Origin of the sequence: Streptomyces sp. NPDC000075, from assembly GCF_040301925.1 — a bacterium.
Taxonomy (GTDB): Bacteria; Actinomycetota; Actinomycetes; order Streptomycetales; family Streptomycetaceae; genus Streptomyces; species Streptomyces polychromogenes.
Genome location: NZ_JBEPFL010000002.1, coordinates 200,720 through 217,391, shown reverse-complemented (window position 1 = coordinate 217,391; position 16,672 = coordinate 200,720). Strand labels below are relative to the sequence as shown.

The window sequence follows — 16,672 nt, the reverse complement described above, 5'->3', positions numbered from 1 at the left end:
CCGGCGGACGCACCCTCCAGACGGAACCGGAAGGACACGATGAGCACCCAGCCGCGCAAGCGGATCCACCTCGCGGCCCATTTCCCCGGGGTCAACAACACCACCGTGTGGAGCGACCCGGCGGCCGGCAGCCACATCGAGTTCGACTCCTTCGTGCGCTTCGCCCGGACCGCGGAGCGCGCCAAGTTCGACTTCCTCTTCCTCGCCGAGGGGCTGCGCCTGCGCGAACAGGGCGGGAAGATCTACGACCTGGACGTGGCCGGCCGGCCCGACACCTTCACCGTCCTCGCCGCGCTGGCCGCCGTCACCGACCGGATCGGCCTGACCGGCACCATCAACTCCACCTTCAACGAGCCCTACGAGGTGGCCCGCCAGTTCGCCACCCTCGACCACCTGTCCGCCGGACGCGCCGCCTGGAACGTGGTCACCTCCTGGGACGCCTTCACCGGTGAGAACTTCCGGCGCGGCGGCTTCCTGCCCCGCGAGGACCGCTACACCCGGGCCCGGGAGTTCCTGGCCACCGCCACCGAACTGTTCGACTCCTGGGACGGCACCGAGATCGCCGCCGACCCCGCCACCGGCACCTTCCTGCGCGACGCCCGCGCCGGCGCCTTCGAACACCGGGGGCACCACTTCGACATCGGGGGCCGCTTCAACGTCCCGCGCGGCCCGCAGGGCCGGCCGGTCGTCTTCCAGGCGGGGGACTCCGACGAGGGCCGGGAGTTCGCCGCCGCGCACGCCGACGCGATCTTCAGCCGGTACGGAACCCTGGAGGAGGGCCGCGCCTTCCACGCGGACGTCAAGCGGCGCCTCGCCCGCTACGGCCGCCGCCACGACCAGCTGCTGATCCTGCCCGCCGCCACCTTCGTCCTCGGGGACACCGACGCCGAGGCCCGCGAACTCGCCCACGAGGTACGCCGTCTCCAGGTCAGCGGGGCCACCGCCATCGCGTTCCTGGAGCACGTCTGGAACCGGGACCTGTCCGGCTACGACCCCGACGGGCCGCTGCCCGACGTCGACCCCGAGCCCGGCGAGAACACCGTCGCGCTGGGGCGGGCGAGCGTACGGATGTTCCGCGACCCCCTCGCCACCGCCCGGCAGTGGCGGGAGCTCGCCGAGGCCAAGAACCTCTCCATCCGCGAGCTCGTCATCGAGACCACCGGCCGCCAGACCTTCGTCGGCTCCCCCGCCACCGTCGCCGCCTCGATCGACGAGCTGGTGCAGGCGGACGCCGCCGACGGGTTCATCCTGGTCCCCCACCTGACCCCGGACGGGCTGGAGGGCTTCGCCGACACCGTCGTCCCGCTGCTCCAGGAACGCGGGGTGTTCCGCCACGACTACGAGGGGACCACCCTGCGCGAGCACCTCGGGCTCGGCGTACCGGCGGCCGGGTCCCCCTGAGCTTCCGGGACACCGCGCCCGGTGTCCCCGCCGTCCCCCGTCACCCGGCCCGCAAGGAGACCCGGCATGTCCCGCATCCCCCTCGGGGTCCTCGACCTCATCCCCGTGCCCACCGGCTCCACCGTGGCCGACGCCCTGCACCACACCATCGACCTGGCCCGGCAGACCGAACGGCTCGGCTACGCCCGCTACTGGTTCGCCGAGCACCACCTCAACCCCGGGCTGGCGGGGGTCTCCCCGGCGGTGGTCCTGGCGCTGACCGCCTCCGCCACCTCCACGATCCGGATCGGCTCCGGCGCCGTCCAGCTCGGGCACCGCACCGCGCTGTCCACGGTGGAGGAGTTCGGCCTGATCGACGCCCTGCACCCGGGCCGCCTCGACCTGGGCCTGGGCCGCTCGGCGGGCGCCCCCGCCCCGCGCCCGGACGGCGCCGAACCCTTCGAGGGGTACACCCCGAACGGTCTGCGGATCCCGCCGCGCTTCTCGTTCGCCCACCTCCTCGGCCACCCGAACGTGGCCCTCCAGCGGACACTGCTGAACCTGCCGGGCGCCCGCCCGCAGGACTACGCGGAACAGGTCGAGGACGTGCTCGCGCTGCTGCGCGGCGAGTACCGCTCGCCCGAGGGCCTCGCGGCGCACGCCGTCCCCGGCGAGGGGGCGGACGTGGAGGTGTGGATCCTGGGCAGCAGCGGCGGTCAGAGCGCGGAGACCGCCGGCCGGCACGGCCTGCCGTTCGCGGCGAACTACCACGTCACCCCGGCGACCGTCCTGGAGGCGGCGGAGGGCTACCGGGCCGCGTTCAAACCGTCGGCCCGCCTGGACCGGCCGTACCTGAGCGTCTCCGCCGACGTGGTCGTGGCCCCGGACGACGCCTCGGCGCGGGAGCTGGCCGCCGGGTACGCGCCCTGGGTGCGCAGCATCCGCACCGCCGAGGGCGCCATCCCCTTCCCCGCTCCGGACGAGGCCCGCGCGCTCACGGCCGGCTGGTCCGAGGCCGACCACGCCCTGGTCGCCGACCGGGTGGAGACGCAGTTCACGGGCTCGCCGCAGACCGTGGCCGACCAGTTGGAGCGGCTCCAGGAGGCCACCGGGGCAGACGAGTTGCTCATCACCACGATCACGCACGACCACGCGGACCGGGTCCGCTCGTACCGTCTCCTGGCGGAGGAATGGGCCCGCCGCTGACGCCCGGGCGCCCGCCGGGGCCGGGGCCGGATCTCCGTCACGGCGGACGGAGTACTACTCTGTGCGACGTGACGATGCAGAAGGGTGCCGTTGTGGACGTCGACGCGATAATCGAGGACCTCCGTACGCTCGTCGAGGTCGAGTCCCCCTCGCGCGACGTGGAGGCCCTGGCGGCGTCGGCGAAGGCCGTGGCCGGGATCATCGAGCACCGTCTGGGCGGCCACGCGGTCCTGGTCGACAGCGAGGCCGGTCCGCACGTCCACTGGTCGGGCGGCGGCGAACCGAAGGTGCTGCTCCTCGGCCACCACGACACGGTGTTCCCGCTCGGGACCCTGGAGCGCCGCCCGTTCACCGTCCGGGACGGCCGGGTCACCGGCCCGGGGGTGTTCGACATGCTGGGCGGCATCGTGCAGGCGGTCCACGGGCTGGCCACGCTCGCCGACCGGTCGGGCGTCGAGATCCTGATGACCGCCGACGAGGAGGTCGGCTCCCGGTCCTCCCGGGCCCTGCTGGAGGAACGCGCCCTGGCCTGCGGAGCCGTCCTGGTCCTGGAGGGCGCCGCCGACGGCGGGGGCCTCAAGACCGGGCGCAAGGGCTGCGGCGCCTTCCAGGTCTCCATCGCCGGCCGGGCCTCCCACGCGGGGCTGGAGCCCGCGGCCGGGGTCAACGCCCTGGTCGAGGCGGCCCACCAGGTCCTGGACATCGCGGCGTTCGGCCGTCCCGAGGCCGGCACGACCGTCACCCCGACGGTGGCGGCCGCGGGCACCCTGGAGAACGTCGTCCCGGCGGAGGCCACCGTCGTGGTGGACGTGCGCGTGGAGACGGCCGAGGAGCGCGAGCGCGTCGAGTCCGCCTTCGCATCCCTGGCCCCGCACCTGCCCGGCGCGCGGATCACGGTCGAAGGGTCCATCACCCGGCCCCCGATGCCCGAGTCGGCGGCGGCCGGTCTGTTCGCGGTGGCGCAGCGGCTGCTGCCCGGAATCGAGGCCCGGGCGGTGGGCGGCGGCAGCGACGGCAACTTCACGGCCGCGCTGGGCGTCCCGACGCTGGACGGCCTCGGGGCCGTCGGCGGCGGCGCCCACGCGGACCACGAGTACGTGGTGATCGAGGCCATGGCCGAGCGGGCGCTGCTGGTCGCGGGCCTGGTGGCCACCCTTAAGAACCCCTGAACTCAGAACCCCTGAACCCACCGGAGCGCCGGGCCCGTCGCGGTGGACGGGCCCGGCGTTCGCGTGCGGCGGCCGGCTCAGGGCCGCCGCCGGGTCAGACGCGGTCGGCCGCGATCAGGACGTACTGGAACGAGCCGTCCCGGTAGGACTCGATGAACGCCTCCTCGATCCCGGTGACCAGGGAGGACGTGGCCCGCAGCTCCCAGTAGGGCAGGGTGTCGGGGGTCAGGTCGATCACGGCCTGGGGGACGAGGCGGTTGTCGGCCATGGCGCGCAGGTACTCGCGGCGGGAGTGGATGTTGCACTCGAAGTGGGCGTTGATCTGCGAGACCCACTTGGAGGGCTGGCCGTAACGCGGGTTCCAGCAGCCGGTGATGGTGACGTAGCGGCCGCCGACCGCGAGGATGCGGGAGTGCTCGGCCATCAGGTCGTGCAGGTCGACGTACATGCTCGACTCGTTGTTCCAGGAACCGGCGGCCTGCCCGGTCTCGAAGGGCATGTCGAGCATGTTGCAGACGCGGGAGTGAACCGATTCCTCGATCCCCAGTTCGCGGGCGCGGTTGTTGCCGAAGTCGGCCTGCTTGGCGGAGAGCGTGACGCCCTCGACCTTGCAGCCGAAACGCTGGTGGGCCATCACCATCGAACCGCCGCGGCCGCAGCCGGCGTCCACGAGGGTGTCGTCGCGCCCGATGGCGCCGAGGTGGTCCAGGAGGAGCTCGGCCTGGGCCGACTCCAGCCGGTGCAGTTCGGCGACCAGCTTCTTCTCGTATGCGCTGTCCTCGGTGTCCCCGAGGGCGGCGTGGTCGACGGCCCCGATGCCGTAGTGGTGGTGGTAAAGGCCGTCGACGTCGCCGAGGCGCAGGTTGACGGGCCTGGCCTCCTCGTTCCAGTAGCGGGCGATGTCGCCCTGGTAGGGCGTCGCGGGAGCGGGGATGAACGGGGTGGTGCTGACGGTGCTGGTCATGGAATAAGTCCCCTCGTTTACCAGAAATCGGGCAGGGTGTATCGGTAGGTGTTGGATGCGTGCCAGTAGTGGTTGCCGTCGACCCACGTGGCCACGCCCTTCAGGAAGCGGGCCACGCGCGGGTCGGGGCAGGCCGCGGCGAGCGCGGCGGACTCGGCCTCGAACTCGTGCATGAGGTCGTTGTGGACCTCGACCGCCTTCAGGTAGGCCTCCTTGTCGGAGAGACCTTCCTTCTCGGCGATCACCACCGGCAGGTTCAGGTGCTTGCCGGGGCTGCGGAGCTCCTTCATGTAGGAGTAGAGGTCGTTGGAGAGGGTGGTGGCGTTGCCGGCGAGCGCGATGACCCGTTGCATGGCGGGCAGCGCGTGCAGGTCCGCCGGGAGTTCGTAGCCGCCGACGGTGTCGGTGATCGTGGGGCAGGGGCGGAAGTTGTTGAACTGGCGCATGGCCAGGTACTCCCACACCTCCGGGACGTACTCCGTCTCGTCCCAGGCGGCCTCGGCGAGGTATCCCAGGTGCAGCCGGGCCATGTCGTGCCGGAAGCGGTCGGCCTGGGACGGGCTGGCCGACCGGGTGAAGTACTCCATGGCCGACGCGTAGCAGCGGCGGGCGGCGTCGGAGGAGAGCGACTCCTCCCACGCCGACTGGTACTCCTTCGTGGTGTGGACCGGGTCGAGGGCGGTGTGCGCGAGGAGCAGCCGGCCTCCGACGTCGGGCTGGGTGGCGCCGTCCTCGCAGTAGGCGTCGTCGACCACGTTCTCGGCGACCATCAGGCGGGCCGCGAGCATCAGGTGGTCGACGGTGGGGGCGTCCGGGTGGCAGGCCACCATGTATCGGCTCACGGAGAAGCCGTCGAACCGGTCCTCCCATTCCGGGGGGAAGGCCTGGACCTCGTCCACCGCCCACGCCTTGACGCGGCGGCTGAGCTCCTCCACCCGTACGGGGTCCGGTTCCGGGACCGGGTGGTGGTAGAGGCCCGGGATCGGCCGGATGGCCGCCGGCGCGGCGGGCTCCGGGGCGGCCGGGGGTTCCTCGCCCCGGGTCCAGTGCAGGCCCACCGTGCCCAGGCCGCTCGGACCGCGCAGGATCCGCAGCAGGGCGTCGGCCGAGTGCGCGCCCACGTCGGTCCCGGTCGGCGGGGTCACGGGCGCCGGGGCGGGGGCCTCGGCCGCCGGGGCGCTGCCGAAGGGCCGTACCGGCCGGCCGGGCAGGACCCGGCCGCCGCCCACGGCCGCTTCGGCGGGTACGTGGACGGGCGCGAGGGCGTCGGCGAGGGCAGGGGCCCCGAAGCGGGCCGCCGGGACGGGTGGGCCCGGCTGCTGGGTGGAGGGCCCGGGGTCGGGCATCCGAAACTCCTTGGTGAGGTGGGTGGGCCGTCCCGCGCCCCGGGCATGCTCGGTCGGCCCGGGACGGCCCGGGCTGTCGTGGCCGTCGCGGCCGTGGTGGAACTAGTCGCGCCGGCGGGCGATCTGTACGTTCTCCAGCACGCCGAGCGCGTCGGGCACGAGGATCGCGGCGGAGTAGTAGGTGGAGACCAGGTAGGAGATGATCGACCGCTCGTCGATGCCCATGAAGCGCACGGACAGGCCGGGCTCGTACTCCTCGGGCAGGCCGGTCTGGCGCAGGCCGATGACGCCCTGGTTGTCCTCGCCGATGCGCATGGCGAGGATGGAGCTGGTGTTCTCCTTGGTGATCGGGATCTTGTTGCAGGGCAGGATCGGGACCCCGCGCCAGGCCGGGACCTGCTGTCCGCCGAGGTCGACGTGGTCCGGGTAGAGCCCGCGCGCGTTGAACTCGCGCCCGATCGCCGCGATCGTCTTGGGGTGGGCGAAGAGGAAGCGGGTGCCACGGCGGCGGCAGAGCAGCTCGTCGAGGTCGTCCGGGGTGGGCGGGCCGGAGTGGGTCTGGATCCGCTGCTTGAAGTCGGCGTTGTGGAGCAGGCCGAACTCCCGGTTGTTGATCAGCTCGTGCTCCTGGCGCTCGCGCAGCGCCTCGATGGTGAGCCTGAGCTGTTCCTCCGTCTGGTTGTGCGGCCCGTTGTAGAGGTCGGCGACCCTGGTGTGGACCCGCAGGACGGTCTGCGCGACGGAGAGCTCGTACTCGCGCGGGTTGAGCTCGTAGTCGACGAAGGCGCCGGGCAGTTCGGCCTCGCCGGTGTGGCCGGCCGACATGGCGATCTCGGCCTCGCCGTGACGGTTCTGCCGCTGGAGCGGGAGGGAGCTGAACCTGCGGATGTGCTCCTGGAGGTGGGGCGCCTGGGCCAGGACGGCGGCGAACTCCGCGCGGGAGAGCGTGAGCAGGGTGCCGGGGGTGTCGGCGGTGGCGGTGTAGTCCCAGGTGGCGTCGGCGTCCAGCAGGGCGTTCTCGCCGAAGCGCTCGCCGTCGGCGAGGACGGCCACGGCGACCTCGTCGCCGTACTTGCCGACGGAGGTCTGGCTGATGCGGCCGTGGGCGATGAGGTGGATCTGGTCGGCGGGGGTGCCCCGCTCCACGAGGACCTCACCGGCCCGGAAGTCGCGCTGGACGCAGCGGTCGGCGATCGCGGTGAGCACCTGGACGTCGTCGAAGCCGCGCAGCAGGGCGAGTTCGCCGAGCTCCTGCGGGATCACGCGGACGCTGGCGCCGTCCTGGACGAAGTCGATGGTGCCGTCGCCGACCGTGTAGCTGAGGCGGCGGTTGACCCGGTAGGTACCGCCCTTGGTCTCGACCCAGGGGAGGGTCCGCAGCAGCCACCGGGAGGTGATCTCCTGCATCTGCGGGGCGGACTTGGTGGTGGTGGCAAGGTTGCGGGCCGCGGCCGTGCTCAGGCTCTGCTGCTGGGGCGGTTCCTGCAGCTGCGCTTCCGGGCTGGTGTCAATGGTCATCGGACGAGCTTCTCCTTCGTAAAACTGGAAAAAACAGGATGAATATCCGGGAATCCGTCCAGATCCTGAGGAACAGTAACGGCCTGTTCGGCCGAGCGGCCTTGAAACGCCGTTGGTATTACTTCGATGCAGTGATCTTTCCGGGTGGGATGTTTGGGGCGCCGACCAGCGGTTTCCGGCCGTCGGTGCACGAAAAAGGCCCCTCCCGTCGCGGTGGTTCCGCGGCGGGAGGGGCCGGAGACTGCCCGTGGGGGCGGTCCGTCAGGTGCGGTACGCGAAGTACGTCGCGTTCGGGTACGACGCGAGGATGCTCGCGAGCGACTTCCGGTACGTGTTGGTGGAGTGGTACGTCAGGTAAGGCATTCCGGCCTTGCTGCGGTACGTCACCATCATGGAGTGGTCCTTGGACCCGTCCCGGTTGAAGTCCGCCTGCAGGATGTCGCCGACGTCCAGCTGGTAGACGTTGGCCAGGTTCGCGGCCCGCTGGTTGGAGAGCGTGAACCAGGCCCACTCGTTGGCGCCGACCCACGAGTCGGACTGCCGGCTGCCGTCGTACCACCAGTTGCGGTAGTCCGTCGAGGTGCCCGGTACCGGCTTCCATCCCCCCGCGTTCAGTGCCTGGCTGATGAAGTTGGTGCAGTCGCCGCCGTTGCCGCTGAACTTGCGGTACGCCGGGTTGTAGTTGCTCCAGTACTTCTCCGCGTACTGCGCCATGGCGGTGTAGTTGTACGCACCGCCGGTCAGCGTCTTGGGCTTGGCCGTCGCCGGGTACTTGGTGGACGCGGGCGTGCCGTCCGGGTACTGGTTGCCGTCGTCCGTGACGACGGCCGCCTTGACGGCGACCGGCTCGTTGACGGCCACCGGGCCGTTCTCCTGCGACTTGATCGTCTGGAGCTCCCAGTCACCGCCCTTCTTGCCGGTGAGGGTGAGCTCGTAGCGCGTCTTGAAGTCGGTGGTCGAGGGCTCGTCCCCGTTCACCTTCTTGTAGGTGAGCGTGGTCTGCTCGGTGACCTGGACGGTCGCCTTCCCCCCGGTCACGGTGGCACGGTCGACCGTGACCTTCGTGTCGGCGCCGCTGTAGACCTCGCCCAGCTGCGCCAGCCGCGTCTTGCGCTCGCGCAGCGACTGGATCGCCGCGTCCTGTTCCTTCTTCAGCCCGTCCGACACGCGGGCCTTCTTCTTGCCCCCCTGGCCGTGGCCGTGGCGCACGGTCTGGCCGTCGACCAGCGCCTGGGTGCGCTGCGAGAGCACGTCGTCCGCGAGGCGGCCGAAGGCTTCGGTCGTGGCCTTGTCGGCCTCAGCGGGCCCGGAGACGGCGTTCGCCGAGTAGGCGAAGAAACCTCCGGACGCCACGGCCACGGTCAGGGCCGCGATGGCGGCGGGCCTGAACCTCTTAGGTATCACTGTTTTCCCCTTGTCACCCGGTCCACACGGACCGGGAGGACGGAATTTTCGCACAACTAGCCGACTGATTCGCCGCGTTCCGCTTTGTCACCGGATGCCCGGTAGGAGCAGCCCACCAGCGCAGCCGCGCGACTCCGCTTCGTCACCATGACGGGCCCCCGGCCCGCGGGGGCCGCCGGGCGTGGGCACACCCACCGGCTCACAGCAAATGCATCTAGGGTGTCCGGGAAAGCACGGAAGAGGGAGCATCCGCAGTGGCCAGGCACGATACGGGCGGAACAGGGCGGTCCCGGGGCAGGCGCATACCCTCGGAGGCCGGCGGAGCGCCCTCCCCGGGCCGCCGGGGCGGAGCGGGGTCGCGCCGCCGCCCCCGCGCGGGCGCGGGCCGGCTGCGGGCACGGCTGGGGGCGCTCGCGCCGGGTCTGGCGCGGGTGCTCGCGCCCGCCGCCGCCCGCGTCCGCCCGCTGCTGCGGCGGATGCGGCCCGCGTACCCGAGGCCCGGCCGCAGCGGCTGGCGGCGCTGGATACCCTCCTGGCGCCAGTGGCTGGGCGCCTGCCTGTACCTGTGCACGGGCCTCGTCGGCTTCGTGGGCATCGCGTACGCCACCACGGACATACCGGACGACCTCAACTCGTTCGCCACACAGCAGGACAACATCTACTACTGGGCCGACGGTTCCACCATGGCCCGCACCGGCTGGGTCAGCCGGCAGGAGATGCCCCTGGACAAGGTGCCCCCCAAGGTCCAGGGAGCCGTGCTCGCGGCCGAGAACGCCAGTTTCTACACGGACCCCGGGGTCTCCCCCTCCGGGTTCATGCGCGCCGTGCGCGCCGCGCTGACGGGCGGCGAGACCCAGGGCGGGTCCACCATCACCCAGCAGTACGTGAAGAACGCCTACCTGAACCAGGACCGGACCCTCTCCCGGAAGTTCACCGAGATCCTGCTGGCCCTGAAGCTGGACAACCAGACGGGCAAGAAGCAGATCCTCCAGGACTACCTCAACACCAGCTGGTTCGGGCGCGGCACGTACGGCATCCAGCGCGCCTCCCAGGCGTACTACGGCAAGGACGTCTCGAAGCTCAACGCCAGCGAGGGCGCCTTCCTCGCCTCCCTCCTCAAAGGCGCCGGCCTCTACGACCCCGCGCTCGGCCCGGAGAACCACAAGCGGGCCGTGGAGCGCTGGAGCTGGATCCTGGACCGCATGGTCGACACCGGGCAGCTCACGGCCGCGGAGCGGGCCACGTACACGCAGTTCCCGGAGCCCTCGGGTCCGGGCACGGCCGGCACCCCCGGCGCCCAGAACGGCTACCTGGTGGAGCTGGCCAAGGCGTACGCGATCAAGGCCGGGCACATCAAGGACTCCGACTTCGACCTCGGCGGCTACCAGATCTACACGACCTTCGACCAGTCCCGCATGGCGGCGCTGACGGACGCCGTGCAGAAGGCCCAGAAGGACTTCGACCCGGAGAAGCGGCCCGCGACCGACACCCACGCGAAGATCGGCGCGGCGAGCGTCGCCCCGGACGGGCGGCTGCTCGCGGTCTACGGCGGCCCCGACTACCTCAAGCAGGGCTTCAACCAGGCGAACTCGACGACGATCCCGGTCGGGACGGCGTTCACCCCGCTCGTCTACGCGGCCGCCCTGGAGGAGGGGGTGGTGCGCACGCGCGGCAAGGACCGGACGCCCGTCTCCCCCACCACGGTGTACGACGGCAACGACCAGGTGACCGTGCAGACCCCGGAGGGCCCGTACTGGGACCGCAGCGGCAAGGTGGTCAAGGGCCGCAACGACGGGAACAAGAGCTGGGGACAGGTGACCCTTCAGCAGGCCGTCGCCAACTCGGTCAACACCCCGATGCTCCAGCTCGGGCTCGACGTCGGACTCGACCGGGTGGAGACCTTCGCGGAGGGGGCGGGCCTGCTGCCGTCGAGCCTCGGGACGCGGATCCCCACGTTCTCGCTCGGGGAGAACTCCAAGCCCAGCGCGATCCGCATGGCCGGCGCCTACGCGGCCTTCGCGGCCGACGGCATGCACACCGACCCCTACTCGGTGCGCTCGGTCAGCCGCAACGGCGCCGCCGTACCGCTGGAGGCGGCGCCGAAGCCGGTCCGGGCGATGTCGGCGAAGACGGCCCGCTCGGTGACGGAGGCCCTGCGCGGCGCCGTCACCGACGGTTCGGCGAAGACGGCGGCCAAGGCGCACCCCGGGGCGGCGGGCAAGACCGGGACCACGGCGGCGAACACGGCGGGCTGGTTCGTGGCGAACACCGAGAAGGAGTCCACGGCGGTGGTCGTCTACCGGATGGCGCTGACGGACCTGATCGCGCAGCCGCTGACCGGGCTGGGCGGGGACGCCCCCGGCACGCCGGGCAGCGAGCGGGCGGTGCAGGTGTGGGCGGATTACATCAGAGCGGTGAAGTGACCGGGGGCGGGGGCGGGGTCACCTCCGGCCCCGCCCCCGGCCCCCTCACTTGACCAGCGTGTTCCAGTCGGGCGCCTGCGCCGGGTCCAGCATGCGCAGCTGGGCCAGGACCTTGGGGTCCTGGGCGTCGAGCCAGTCCGACAGCTCCTTGAAGGACACGCAGCGGACGTCCGAGCGCGGGCAGACGTCCCGCATCACGTCCTCGACGGCCTGCATGTAGATGCCGCCGTTCCAGTCCTCGAAGTGGTTGCCGATGAACATCGGCGCCCGGCTGCCGTTGTAGACGCGGTTGAAGCCGTTCATGTACGAGCCGCGGGTCTGCGCCTCCCAGGCCGGGTACTTCGCCGGGTCGCCCTTGGTGCTGTCGCCGGACTGGTTGTAGAGGAAGTTGAAGTCCATGGAGAGGACCTGGAGCTCCTTGCCCTGGAGGGGCACGAGCTGGAGGGGGAAGTTCCAGATGCCGTTCATCTTGGACGGCCACAGCTGGAAGTCGCCCGAGGAGCTCGCGTCGTAGCGCCAGCCGTACGGCTTGATCGCCGTCAGGAGGTTCTTCTGGCCCTCCAGGCAGGGCGCGCGGCCGCCGACGACCTCGCGGTCGGGGTCGAAGGGCAGCGGCGCCTCCTTGGTGAAGCCGGTGTTGGTCTTCCAGTTCTTGACGAACGCGTACGTCTGGTCGATCTCGCTCTTCCACTCGTCGGGGCTCCAGTCCCCGCCGCCCTTGGGGCCGCAGAAGTGCCCGTTGAAGTGCGACCCGATCTCGTTGCCGTCGGTCCAGGCGCCGCGCAGCTGGCCCAGGGTGGACTTCACGTGCGGGACGGTCGGGTAGGAGATGGCGGCCGCGCCCTGCGGGTGCTGCGGCGGGCGGTAGAGCGCCTTCTTGTCGTCGGGCAGGAGGTAGATGCCCGTGAGGAAGAAGGTCATGTGGGCCTTGTTCTCCTTGGCCACCTGGCGGAAGTGCGAGAAGAGGTGGTCATCGCCTTCCAGGGCGCCGTCCCAGGAGAAGACCACGAACTGCGGCGGCTTCTCGCCGGGCTTGAGCTTCTCCGGCTTGAGCTGGTTCGGCTGTGGTCCGGTGTAGGAGGTGGAGCCGTCGCCCAGCACCTTGACCTTGCCGTCCCAGGGCTGCTCGGCGCCCTTGGCGGCGGCGGCCGCGTCGGCGGCGCTCTCCGAGGCGGCCAGCTTGGCGTCGCGCTGCGCGGCCCCCGAGGCACCGCCCAGGGTGAAGGCGTACGCGGTGGCCGCCGCCCCACCCAGGGCGACGACGGCCGTGGCTATGCCCAGGCGCTTGCGGCTGCGCGCCTTCCGCCGGAGCTTGCGGGCACTCCGGGACTCCGTCCGGTTGCCCGGAACGGTGTCGGTGTCGGCCATGCCTGTCGTCCCCCCTGATCACCGCAGCCGGGCCGCCGCGCGTGGATGGTTCGTACGAATATAGAACTTGTCGGCACTCTTCCCGCACCCCGGACCCCCCTCGTCCGGTACTTCACAGCCACCTCACAGTCCGTTCGGGCCTCCGGCGCGCGTGCGCCTCCTGTCCTTCCCGGAACATTCCGTTCCATTCCCGCCACGGGGGCGGCGGCGCGGGCTCCGGTCGCACGGGCGGCCGCCTCCCGCCGGGGGCGTGCGCCGCCCGGGCGGGAGGCGGCCGCATGGGACTTATACGGCATCTGGCCAAGGTGCGTGTTCACGGCGGGCTTCGCCGGGTAGGCGCCGGGCGTGGGTTATGTGACCGCCGGCCAGGGGTTCTCCCGCGACAGCCGGTACCTGACGACGCGGATCACCGCCGACGGGCGGGACGGCTACCCGGTGGAGCCCGGGCGCTACCGCCTGGTGGTCAGCCGGGCCTGCCCCTGGGCGAGCCGGGCGGTCGTCGTACGGCGGCTCCTCGGGCTGGAGGAGGCCCTGCCCATGGCCGTGGCGGGGCCGGTCCACGACGAGCGAAGCTGGACCTTCGACCTCGACCCGGGCGGGCGCGACCCCGTGCTGGGCATCAAGCGGCTCCGGGAGGCCTACTTCGCCCGCGACCCCGGCTACGACCGGGGGATCACCGTGCCGGCGATCGTGGACGTCCCCACCGGGCGGGTGGTGACCAACGACTTCCCGCAGATCACCCTCGACCTCTCGCTGGAGTGGACGGCGTACCACCGCCCCGGCGCGCCGGCGCTCTACCCGCCGGAGCTGCGCGCCGAGATCGACGGCGTGAACGAGGCGGTCTACCGGGACGTGAACAACGGCGTCTACCGGGCCGGGTTCGCCGGCTCCCAGGAGGCGTACGCCGAGGCGTACCGGAGCCTGTTCGACCGGCTGGAACGGCTGTCCGAGCGGCTGGAGCGGTCCCGCTACCTCGTCGGTGACACCATCACGGAGGCGGACGTGCGGCTGTTCACCACCCTGGTGCGCTTCGACGCCGTCTACCACGGCCACTTCAAGTGCAACCGGCGCAAGCTGACCGAGATGCCCGTGCTGTGGGCGTACGCCCGGGACCTGTTCCAGACACCCGGCTTCGGCGACACGGTCGACTTCGTCCACATCAAGCGGCACTACCACCTGGTGCACACGGACATCAACCCGACCGGCATCGTGCCGGCGGGTCCCGACCTGCGGGGCTGGCTCGCCCCGCACGGCCGCGCCGGCCTGGGCGGCCGCCCGTTCGGCGACGGCACCGCCCCCGGCCCCGTACCTCCCGGTGAGGCGGTGCCGTACGCCCACGGCCCGCTCGGCTGAACCGCGGGCACGAAGGGGCGTTTCCAGAGGGTTTGTCCACCCGACGGGTGGGCAGCCGCGCTCGTACAGGCGCGAGGCGCCCGGGACGGAGGACCGAGATGTCGACCAACACACTCATAGCCGTCGTCGTGGCCGCGGTGGTCGTGGTGCTCGCCATCACCGTGACGCTCGCGCTCCTCGCGCGACGGCGTCACCTGCGCAACCGCTTCGGGCCGGAGTACGAGCGCACGGTCGAGGAGAAGGGCGGCGTCCTGGCCGCCGAGCGCGATCTGCACGCCCGCGAGGTCCGGCACGACAAGCTCGACATCAGGGAACTTCCCCCCGAGCGGCGCGGCGAGTTCGCCGACCGCTGGAGCGAGGTCCAGGAGCACTTCGTGGACCAGCCGGCGGGCGCGGTCGACGAGGCCGACGAACTGGTGGCGAAGCTGATGAGGGAACGCGGCTACCCGACCGACGGGTACCGCGGCGCCGTCCGCGACCTCTCGGTCGAGCACGGCCGGACCCTCGAGCACTACCGGGCCGCCCACGACATCAGGACGCGCGGCGCGGGCGGACAGGCCACCACGGAGGAGCTCCGTGCGGCGATGGTGCACTACCGCGCCCTGTTCGACGAACTGCTGACGGACCAGAGGAGCCGGTGACATGGGCACCCACGACGAGACCGAGCGGGGCACGGCCCCCCTGACCACCGAGGACCTCGCGGACCCGGGCAGTGCGGGCGCCGGCCCGGGCACGGGACCCGCGGTGTACCCGGGCGAAGCGACCGGGGAGGACCTGTCGGGCGGCTCGGCCGCCGGACGGGAGGACGAGGGGTTCGGCGCGGCGGACGAGGCGGACGAGGAGATCAGCGGGTCCGGCCGGGCGGTGGACGGCTCTCCCGGCCCGGCGGGCGAGGCGTCCGCCGGAGCCGGGACGGACGGGAGCGGGGACGGGCAGCCGCTGCTCGCCACCGGGGACGCCGAGCGGTTCCGCACCGCCTGGAGCGAGATCCAGGGCCGCTTCGTCGACGACCCGCGCGAGGCCGTCACCTCGGCCGACACCCTGGTCGCCGAGGTCATGCAGAGCCTCGCCGGCACCTTCGCCTCGCACAAGCAGGAGCTGGAGGGCCAGTGGCAGCGCGGTGACGACGTGGCGACGGAGGACCTGCGCCAGGCCCTCCAGCACTACCGCTCGTTCTTCAACCGCCTTCTGAACGCCTGAGGACCGACGCGGAGGTGCCGCCGGCCAAACCGGCGGCACCTGCGCGTCCGGCCGCTACACCCCGGGGATCTGCCGGGCCCTGAACGCGGCGCGTACGGCGGCCGCCGCGTCGGCCCCGTACATGCGCTGCGCGGTGGCGACGGTCGCCAGCGCCGCGTCCTGGAAGCTCGTGTCGGGGCGGAACCCGAACTGGGCGTTCACGATGATCCGGCCGGCGGTACGGGCGCCGAGCGCCTGCCGGATGTCGAACAGCGCCCGGGACCAGATCTCCCCGTCCGCGTGGACCTCGCCGACGCGGTCGGCGTAGACCTTGTTCCCGTCCACCCGCCGCAGGCAGTGCGGGGCCGCGCTGTACTCGACCGAGTCCCAGTCGCCGACGCAGGCCAGGTCGGTCTTGCGCGGCCAGCCGTACTTGTCGTCCGCGTACGCGCCGACGGAGACGGCCAGGAAGTCGCCGAAGGCCTCGCCGATCGCGCCGGACTCCGGGGAGGTGCCGAAGCCGGGCACCTGGGCGTTGTGCACGGCGTGCCCGTACTCGTGGACGATGACCTCGGCGTCCTCGGCGTCGTCCACACCGCCCTTGCCGAAGCGGATCTCGGTCTTCGTGTCGGAGAAGAAGGAGTTGTCGGCGCCCCACTGGTTGATCCGGACGGGCTGCACGCGGTCGTTGGCACCGGGCAGCTCGCTGCCGAAGCCGAGGCTCTGGAGGTACTCCTGGGCCTCGTTGACCCAGAAGTACGCCATGACCTGTTCGAACTGGTCGTCCTTGCGGCTGTACGAGCCGACGTCCGCGAGGCGCGCCGGGGCGCCGGTCTCCGACCGTACGGCCGCCCACTTACCCGAGAGGGCGCCGCTCGCGTCGAGGTTGCGCAGGGCGGCCACCGCGTACGCGGAGGCGGGGACGGCGGCGTTGCCGTCCTTGCCGTCGGTCAGCGACTGGTCGCCGGAGGACTGGACGGGGTTGACCATGAAGACCCGGGCCTGGGGCAGCGCGGATCCGGCCGTGCCGGCTCCGGCGGCCTGGGCGGAGACCGGGCCGGCGAGGGTGAGCGTGGCCACGGTGGCGGTGGCCGCGGCGACGAGGCCGCGGGATATGCGGCGAGCCATACAGATCCTCCTGGGACGGGGGGTGGGAGGGGCGTGCGTGGTGCGGCCGTGATCCTTGCGCACGCGACCCCCTTTTGACCAGGCCCTTGACGCCGCGGGGTGCCTCCGCCGGAAATCATCCGGAGCCGCCCGGTGGCCGCCGGCCGTGGACACGGCCGGCGGCGGGCGTGGAGAAGCCCGGCCCCGGGGGGAAGCGAGGGGGGCCGGGCGGGACCGCGGGGGTCGTGGACCGGG

13 protein-coding genes are annotated in these 16,672 nt (G+C 72.2%); 7 read left to right on the top strand and 6 right to left on the bottom strand.

What is annotated here, in order from left to right; all coding sequences use genetic code 11:
* Positions 1-39 precede the first annotated feature (39 nt).
* From ABT403_RS03095 to ABT403_RS03085, 3 genes are all read left to right on the top strand, one after another.
* Positions 40-1,401, top strand: a complete 1,362-nt coding sequence (locus ABT403_RS03095) for an NtaA/DmoA family FMN-dependent monooxygenase (protein ID WP_344157481.1) — start codon at positions 40-42, stop codon at positions 1,399-1,401.
* Between the two features lie 66 nt (positions 1,402-1,467).
* On the top strand, positions 1,468-2,586 hold the full coding sequence (locus ABT403_RS03090) for an LLM class flavin-dependent oxidoreductase (RefSeq protein WP_344157478.1): 1,119 nt from the start codon (positions 1,468-1,470) through the stop codon (positions 2,584-2,586).
* A 74-nt stretch (positions 2,587-2,660) separates the two neighbouring features.
* Positions 2,661-3,755 carry a M20 family metallopeptidase gene (locus tag ABT403_RS03085; protein WP_344158938.1) on the top strand — a complete coding sequence of 365 codons (1,095 nt, stop codon included), beginning with the start codon at positions 2,661-2,663 and terminating at the stop codon, positions 3,753-3,755.
* Positions 3,756-3,849: 94 nt separating this feature from the next.
* Here ABT403_RS03085 and ABT403_RS03080 read toward each other — a convergent pair whose 3' ends face one another.
* From ABT403_RS03080 to ABT403_RS03065, 4 genes are all read right to left on the bottom strand, one after another.
* Positions 3,850-4,719 (bottom strand): geranyl diphosphate 2-C-methyltransferase, encoded by an 870-nt coding sequence (locus ABT403_RS03080; RefSeq protein WP_344157475.1) that lies wholly within the window; start codon positions 4,717-4,719, stop codon positions 3,850-3,852.
* Between the two features lie 17 nt (positions 4,720-4,736).
* Complete coding sequence (locus ABT403_RS03075; protein WP_344157472.1) at positions 4,737-6,065, bottom strand: family 2 encapsulin nanocompartment cargo protein terpene cyclase; 1,329 nt, start codon at positions 6,063-6,065, stop codon at positions 4,737-4,739.
* A gap of 102 nt (positions 6,066-6,167) precedes the next feature.
* Complete coding sequence (locus ABT403_RS03070) at positions 6,168-7,583, bottom strand: family 2B encapsulin nanocompartment shell protein (RefSeq protein ID WP_344157469.1); 1,416 nt, start codon at positions 7,581-7,583, stop codon at positions 6,168-6,170.
* A gap of 261 nt (positions 7,584-7,844) precedes the next feature.
* Positions 7,845-8,987, bottom strand: coding sequence for an amidase domain-containing protein (locus tag ABT403_RS03065; RefSeq protein WP_344157466.1), 1,143 nt, complete (start codon positions 8,985-8,987; stop codon positions 7,845-7,847).
* Positions 8,988-9,241: 254 nt separating this feature from the next.
* Here ABT403_RS03065 and ABT403_RS03060 point away from each other — a divergent pair, with 254 nt between their 5' ends.
* Positions 9,242-11,410, top strand: coding sequence for a transglycosylase domain-containing protein (locus ABT403_RS03060; protein WP_425580168.1), 2,169 nt, complete (start codon positions 9,242-9,244; stop codon positions 11,408-11,410).
* Positions 11,411-11,455: 45 nt separating this feature from the next.
* Here ABT403_RS03060 and ABT403_RS03055 read toward each other — a convergent pair whose 3' ends face one another.
* Entirely contained in the window at positions 11,456-12,778 is a 1,323-nt protein-coding gene (locus ABT403_RS03055; RefSeq protein WP_344157463.1) for a polysaccharide deacetylase family protein, read from the bottom strand.
* Between the two features lie 345 nt (positions 12,779-13,123).
* On the opposite strand from ABT403_RS03055, the gene ABT403_RS03050 reads away from it, so the two are divergent.
* The 3 genes from ABT403_RS03050 (at position 13,124) to ABT403_RS03040 (ending at position 15,331) form a co-directional block, all read left to right on the top strand.
* The gene (locus ABT403_RS03050; RefSeq protein WP_344157460.1) at positions 13,124-14,131 is read left to right on the top strand and encodes a glutathione S-transferase family protein; all 1,008 of its coding nucleotides are present in this window, start codon (positions 13,124-13,126) and stop codon (positions 14,129-14,131) included.
* Positions 14,132-14,229: 98 nt separating this feature from the next.
* Positions 14,230-14,772, top strand: a complete 543-nt coding sequence (locus ABT403_RS03045) for a hypothetical protein (protein WP_344157457.1) — start codon at positions 14,230-14,232, stop codon at positions 14,770-14,772.
* A 1-nt stretch (position 14,773) separates the two neighbouring features.
* Entirely contained in the window at positions 14,774-15,331 is a 558-nt protein-coding gene (locus tag ABT403_RS03040; protein ID WP_344157454.1) for a hypothetical protein, read from the top strand.
* 54 nt (positions 15,332-15,385) lie between these two features.
* Here ABT403_RS03040 and ABT403_RS03035 read toward each other — a convergent pair whose 3' ends face one another.
* Complete coding sequence (locus tag ABT403_RS03035) at positions 15,386-16,438, bottom strand: M4 family metallopeptidase (RefSeq protein WP_344157451.1); 1,053 nt, start codon at positions 16,436-16,438, stop codon at positions 15,386-15,388.
* Positions 16,439-16,672: the final 234 nt, after the last annotated feature.

What these genes read in the sequence shown, in the direction of transcription:
- ABT403_RS03070 (WP_344157469.1), bottom strand. Translation starts at nt 7,583, where the DNA reads ATGACCATTGACACCAGCCCGGAAGCGCAGCTGCAGGAACCGCCCCAG.
- ABT403_RS03095 (WP_344157481.1), top strand. Translation starts at nt 40, where the DNA reads ATGAGCACCCAGCCGCGCAAGCGGATCCACCTCGCGGCCCATTTCCCC.
- ABT403_RS03085 (WP_344158938.1), top strand. Translation starts at nt 2,661, where the DNA reads ATGCAGAAGGGTGCCGTTGTGGACGTCGACGCGATAATCGAGGACCTC.
- ABT403_RS03055 (WP_344157463.1), bottom strand. Translation starts at nt 12,778, where the DNA reads ATGGCCGACACCGACACCGTTCCGGGCAACCGGACGGAGTCCCGGAGT.
- ABT403_RS03035 (WP_344157451.1), bottom strand. Translation starts at nt 16,438, where the DNA reads ATGGCTCGCCGCATATCCCGCGGCCTCGTCGCCGCGGCCACCGCCACC.
- ABT403_RS03090 (WP_344157478.1), top strand. Translation starts at nt 1,468, where the DNA reads ATGTCCCGCATCCCCCTCGGGGTCCTCGACCTCATCCCCGTGCCCACC.
- ABT403_RS03080 (WP_344157475.1), bottom strand. Translation starts at nt 4,719, where the DNA reads ATGACCAGCACCGTCAGCACCACCCCGTTCATCCCCGCTCCCGCGACG.
- ABT403_RS03040 (WP_344157454.1), top strand. Translation starts at nt 14,774, where the DNA reads ATGGGCACCCACGACGAGACCGAGCGGGGCACGGCCCCCCTGACCACC.
- ABT403_RS03045 (WP_344157457.1), top strand. Translation starts at nt 14,230, where the DNA reads ATGTCGACCAACACACTCATAGCCGTCGTCGTGGCCGCGGTGGTCGTG.
- ABT403_RS03075 (WP_344157472.1), bottom strand. Translation starts at nt 6,065, where the DNA reads ATGCCCGACCCCGGGCCCTCCACCCAGCAGCCGGGCCCACCCGTCCCG.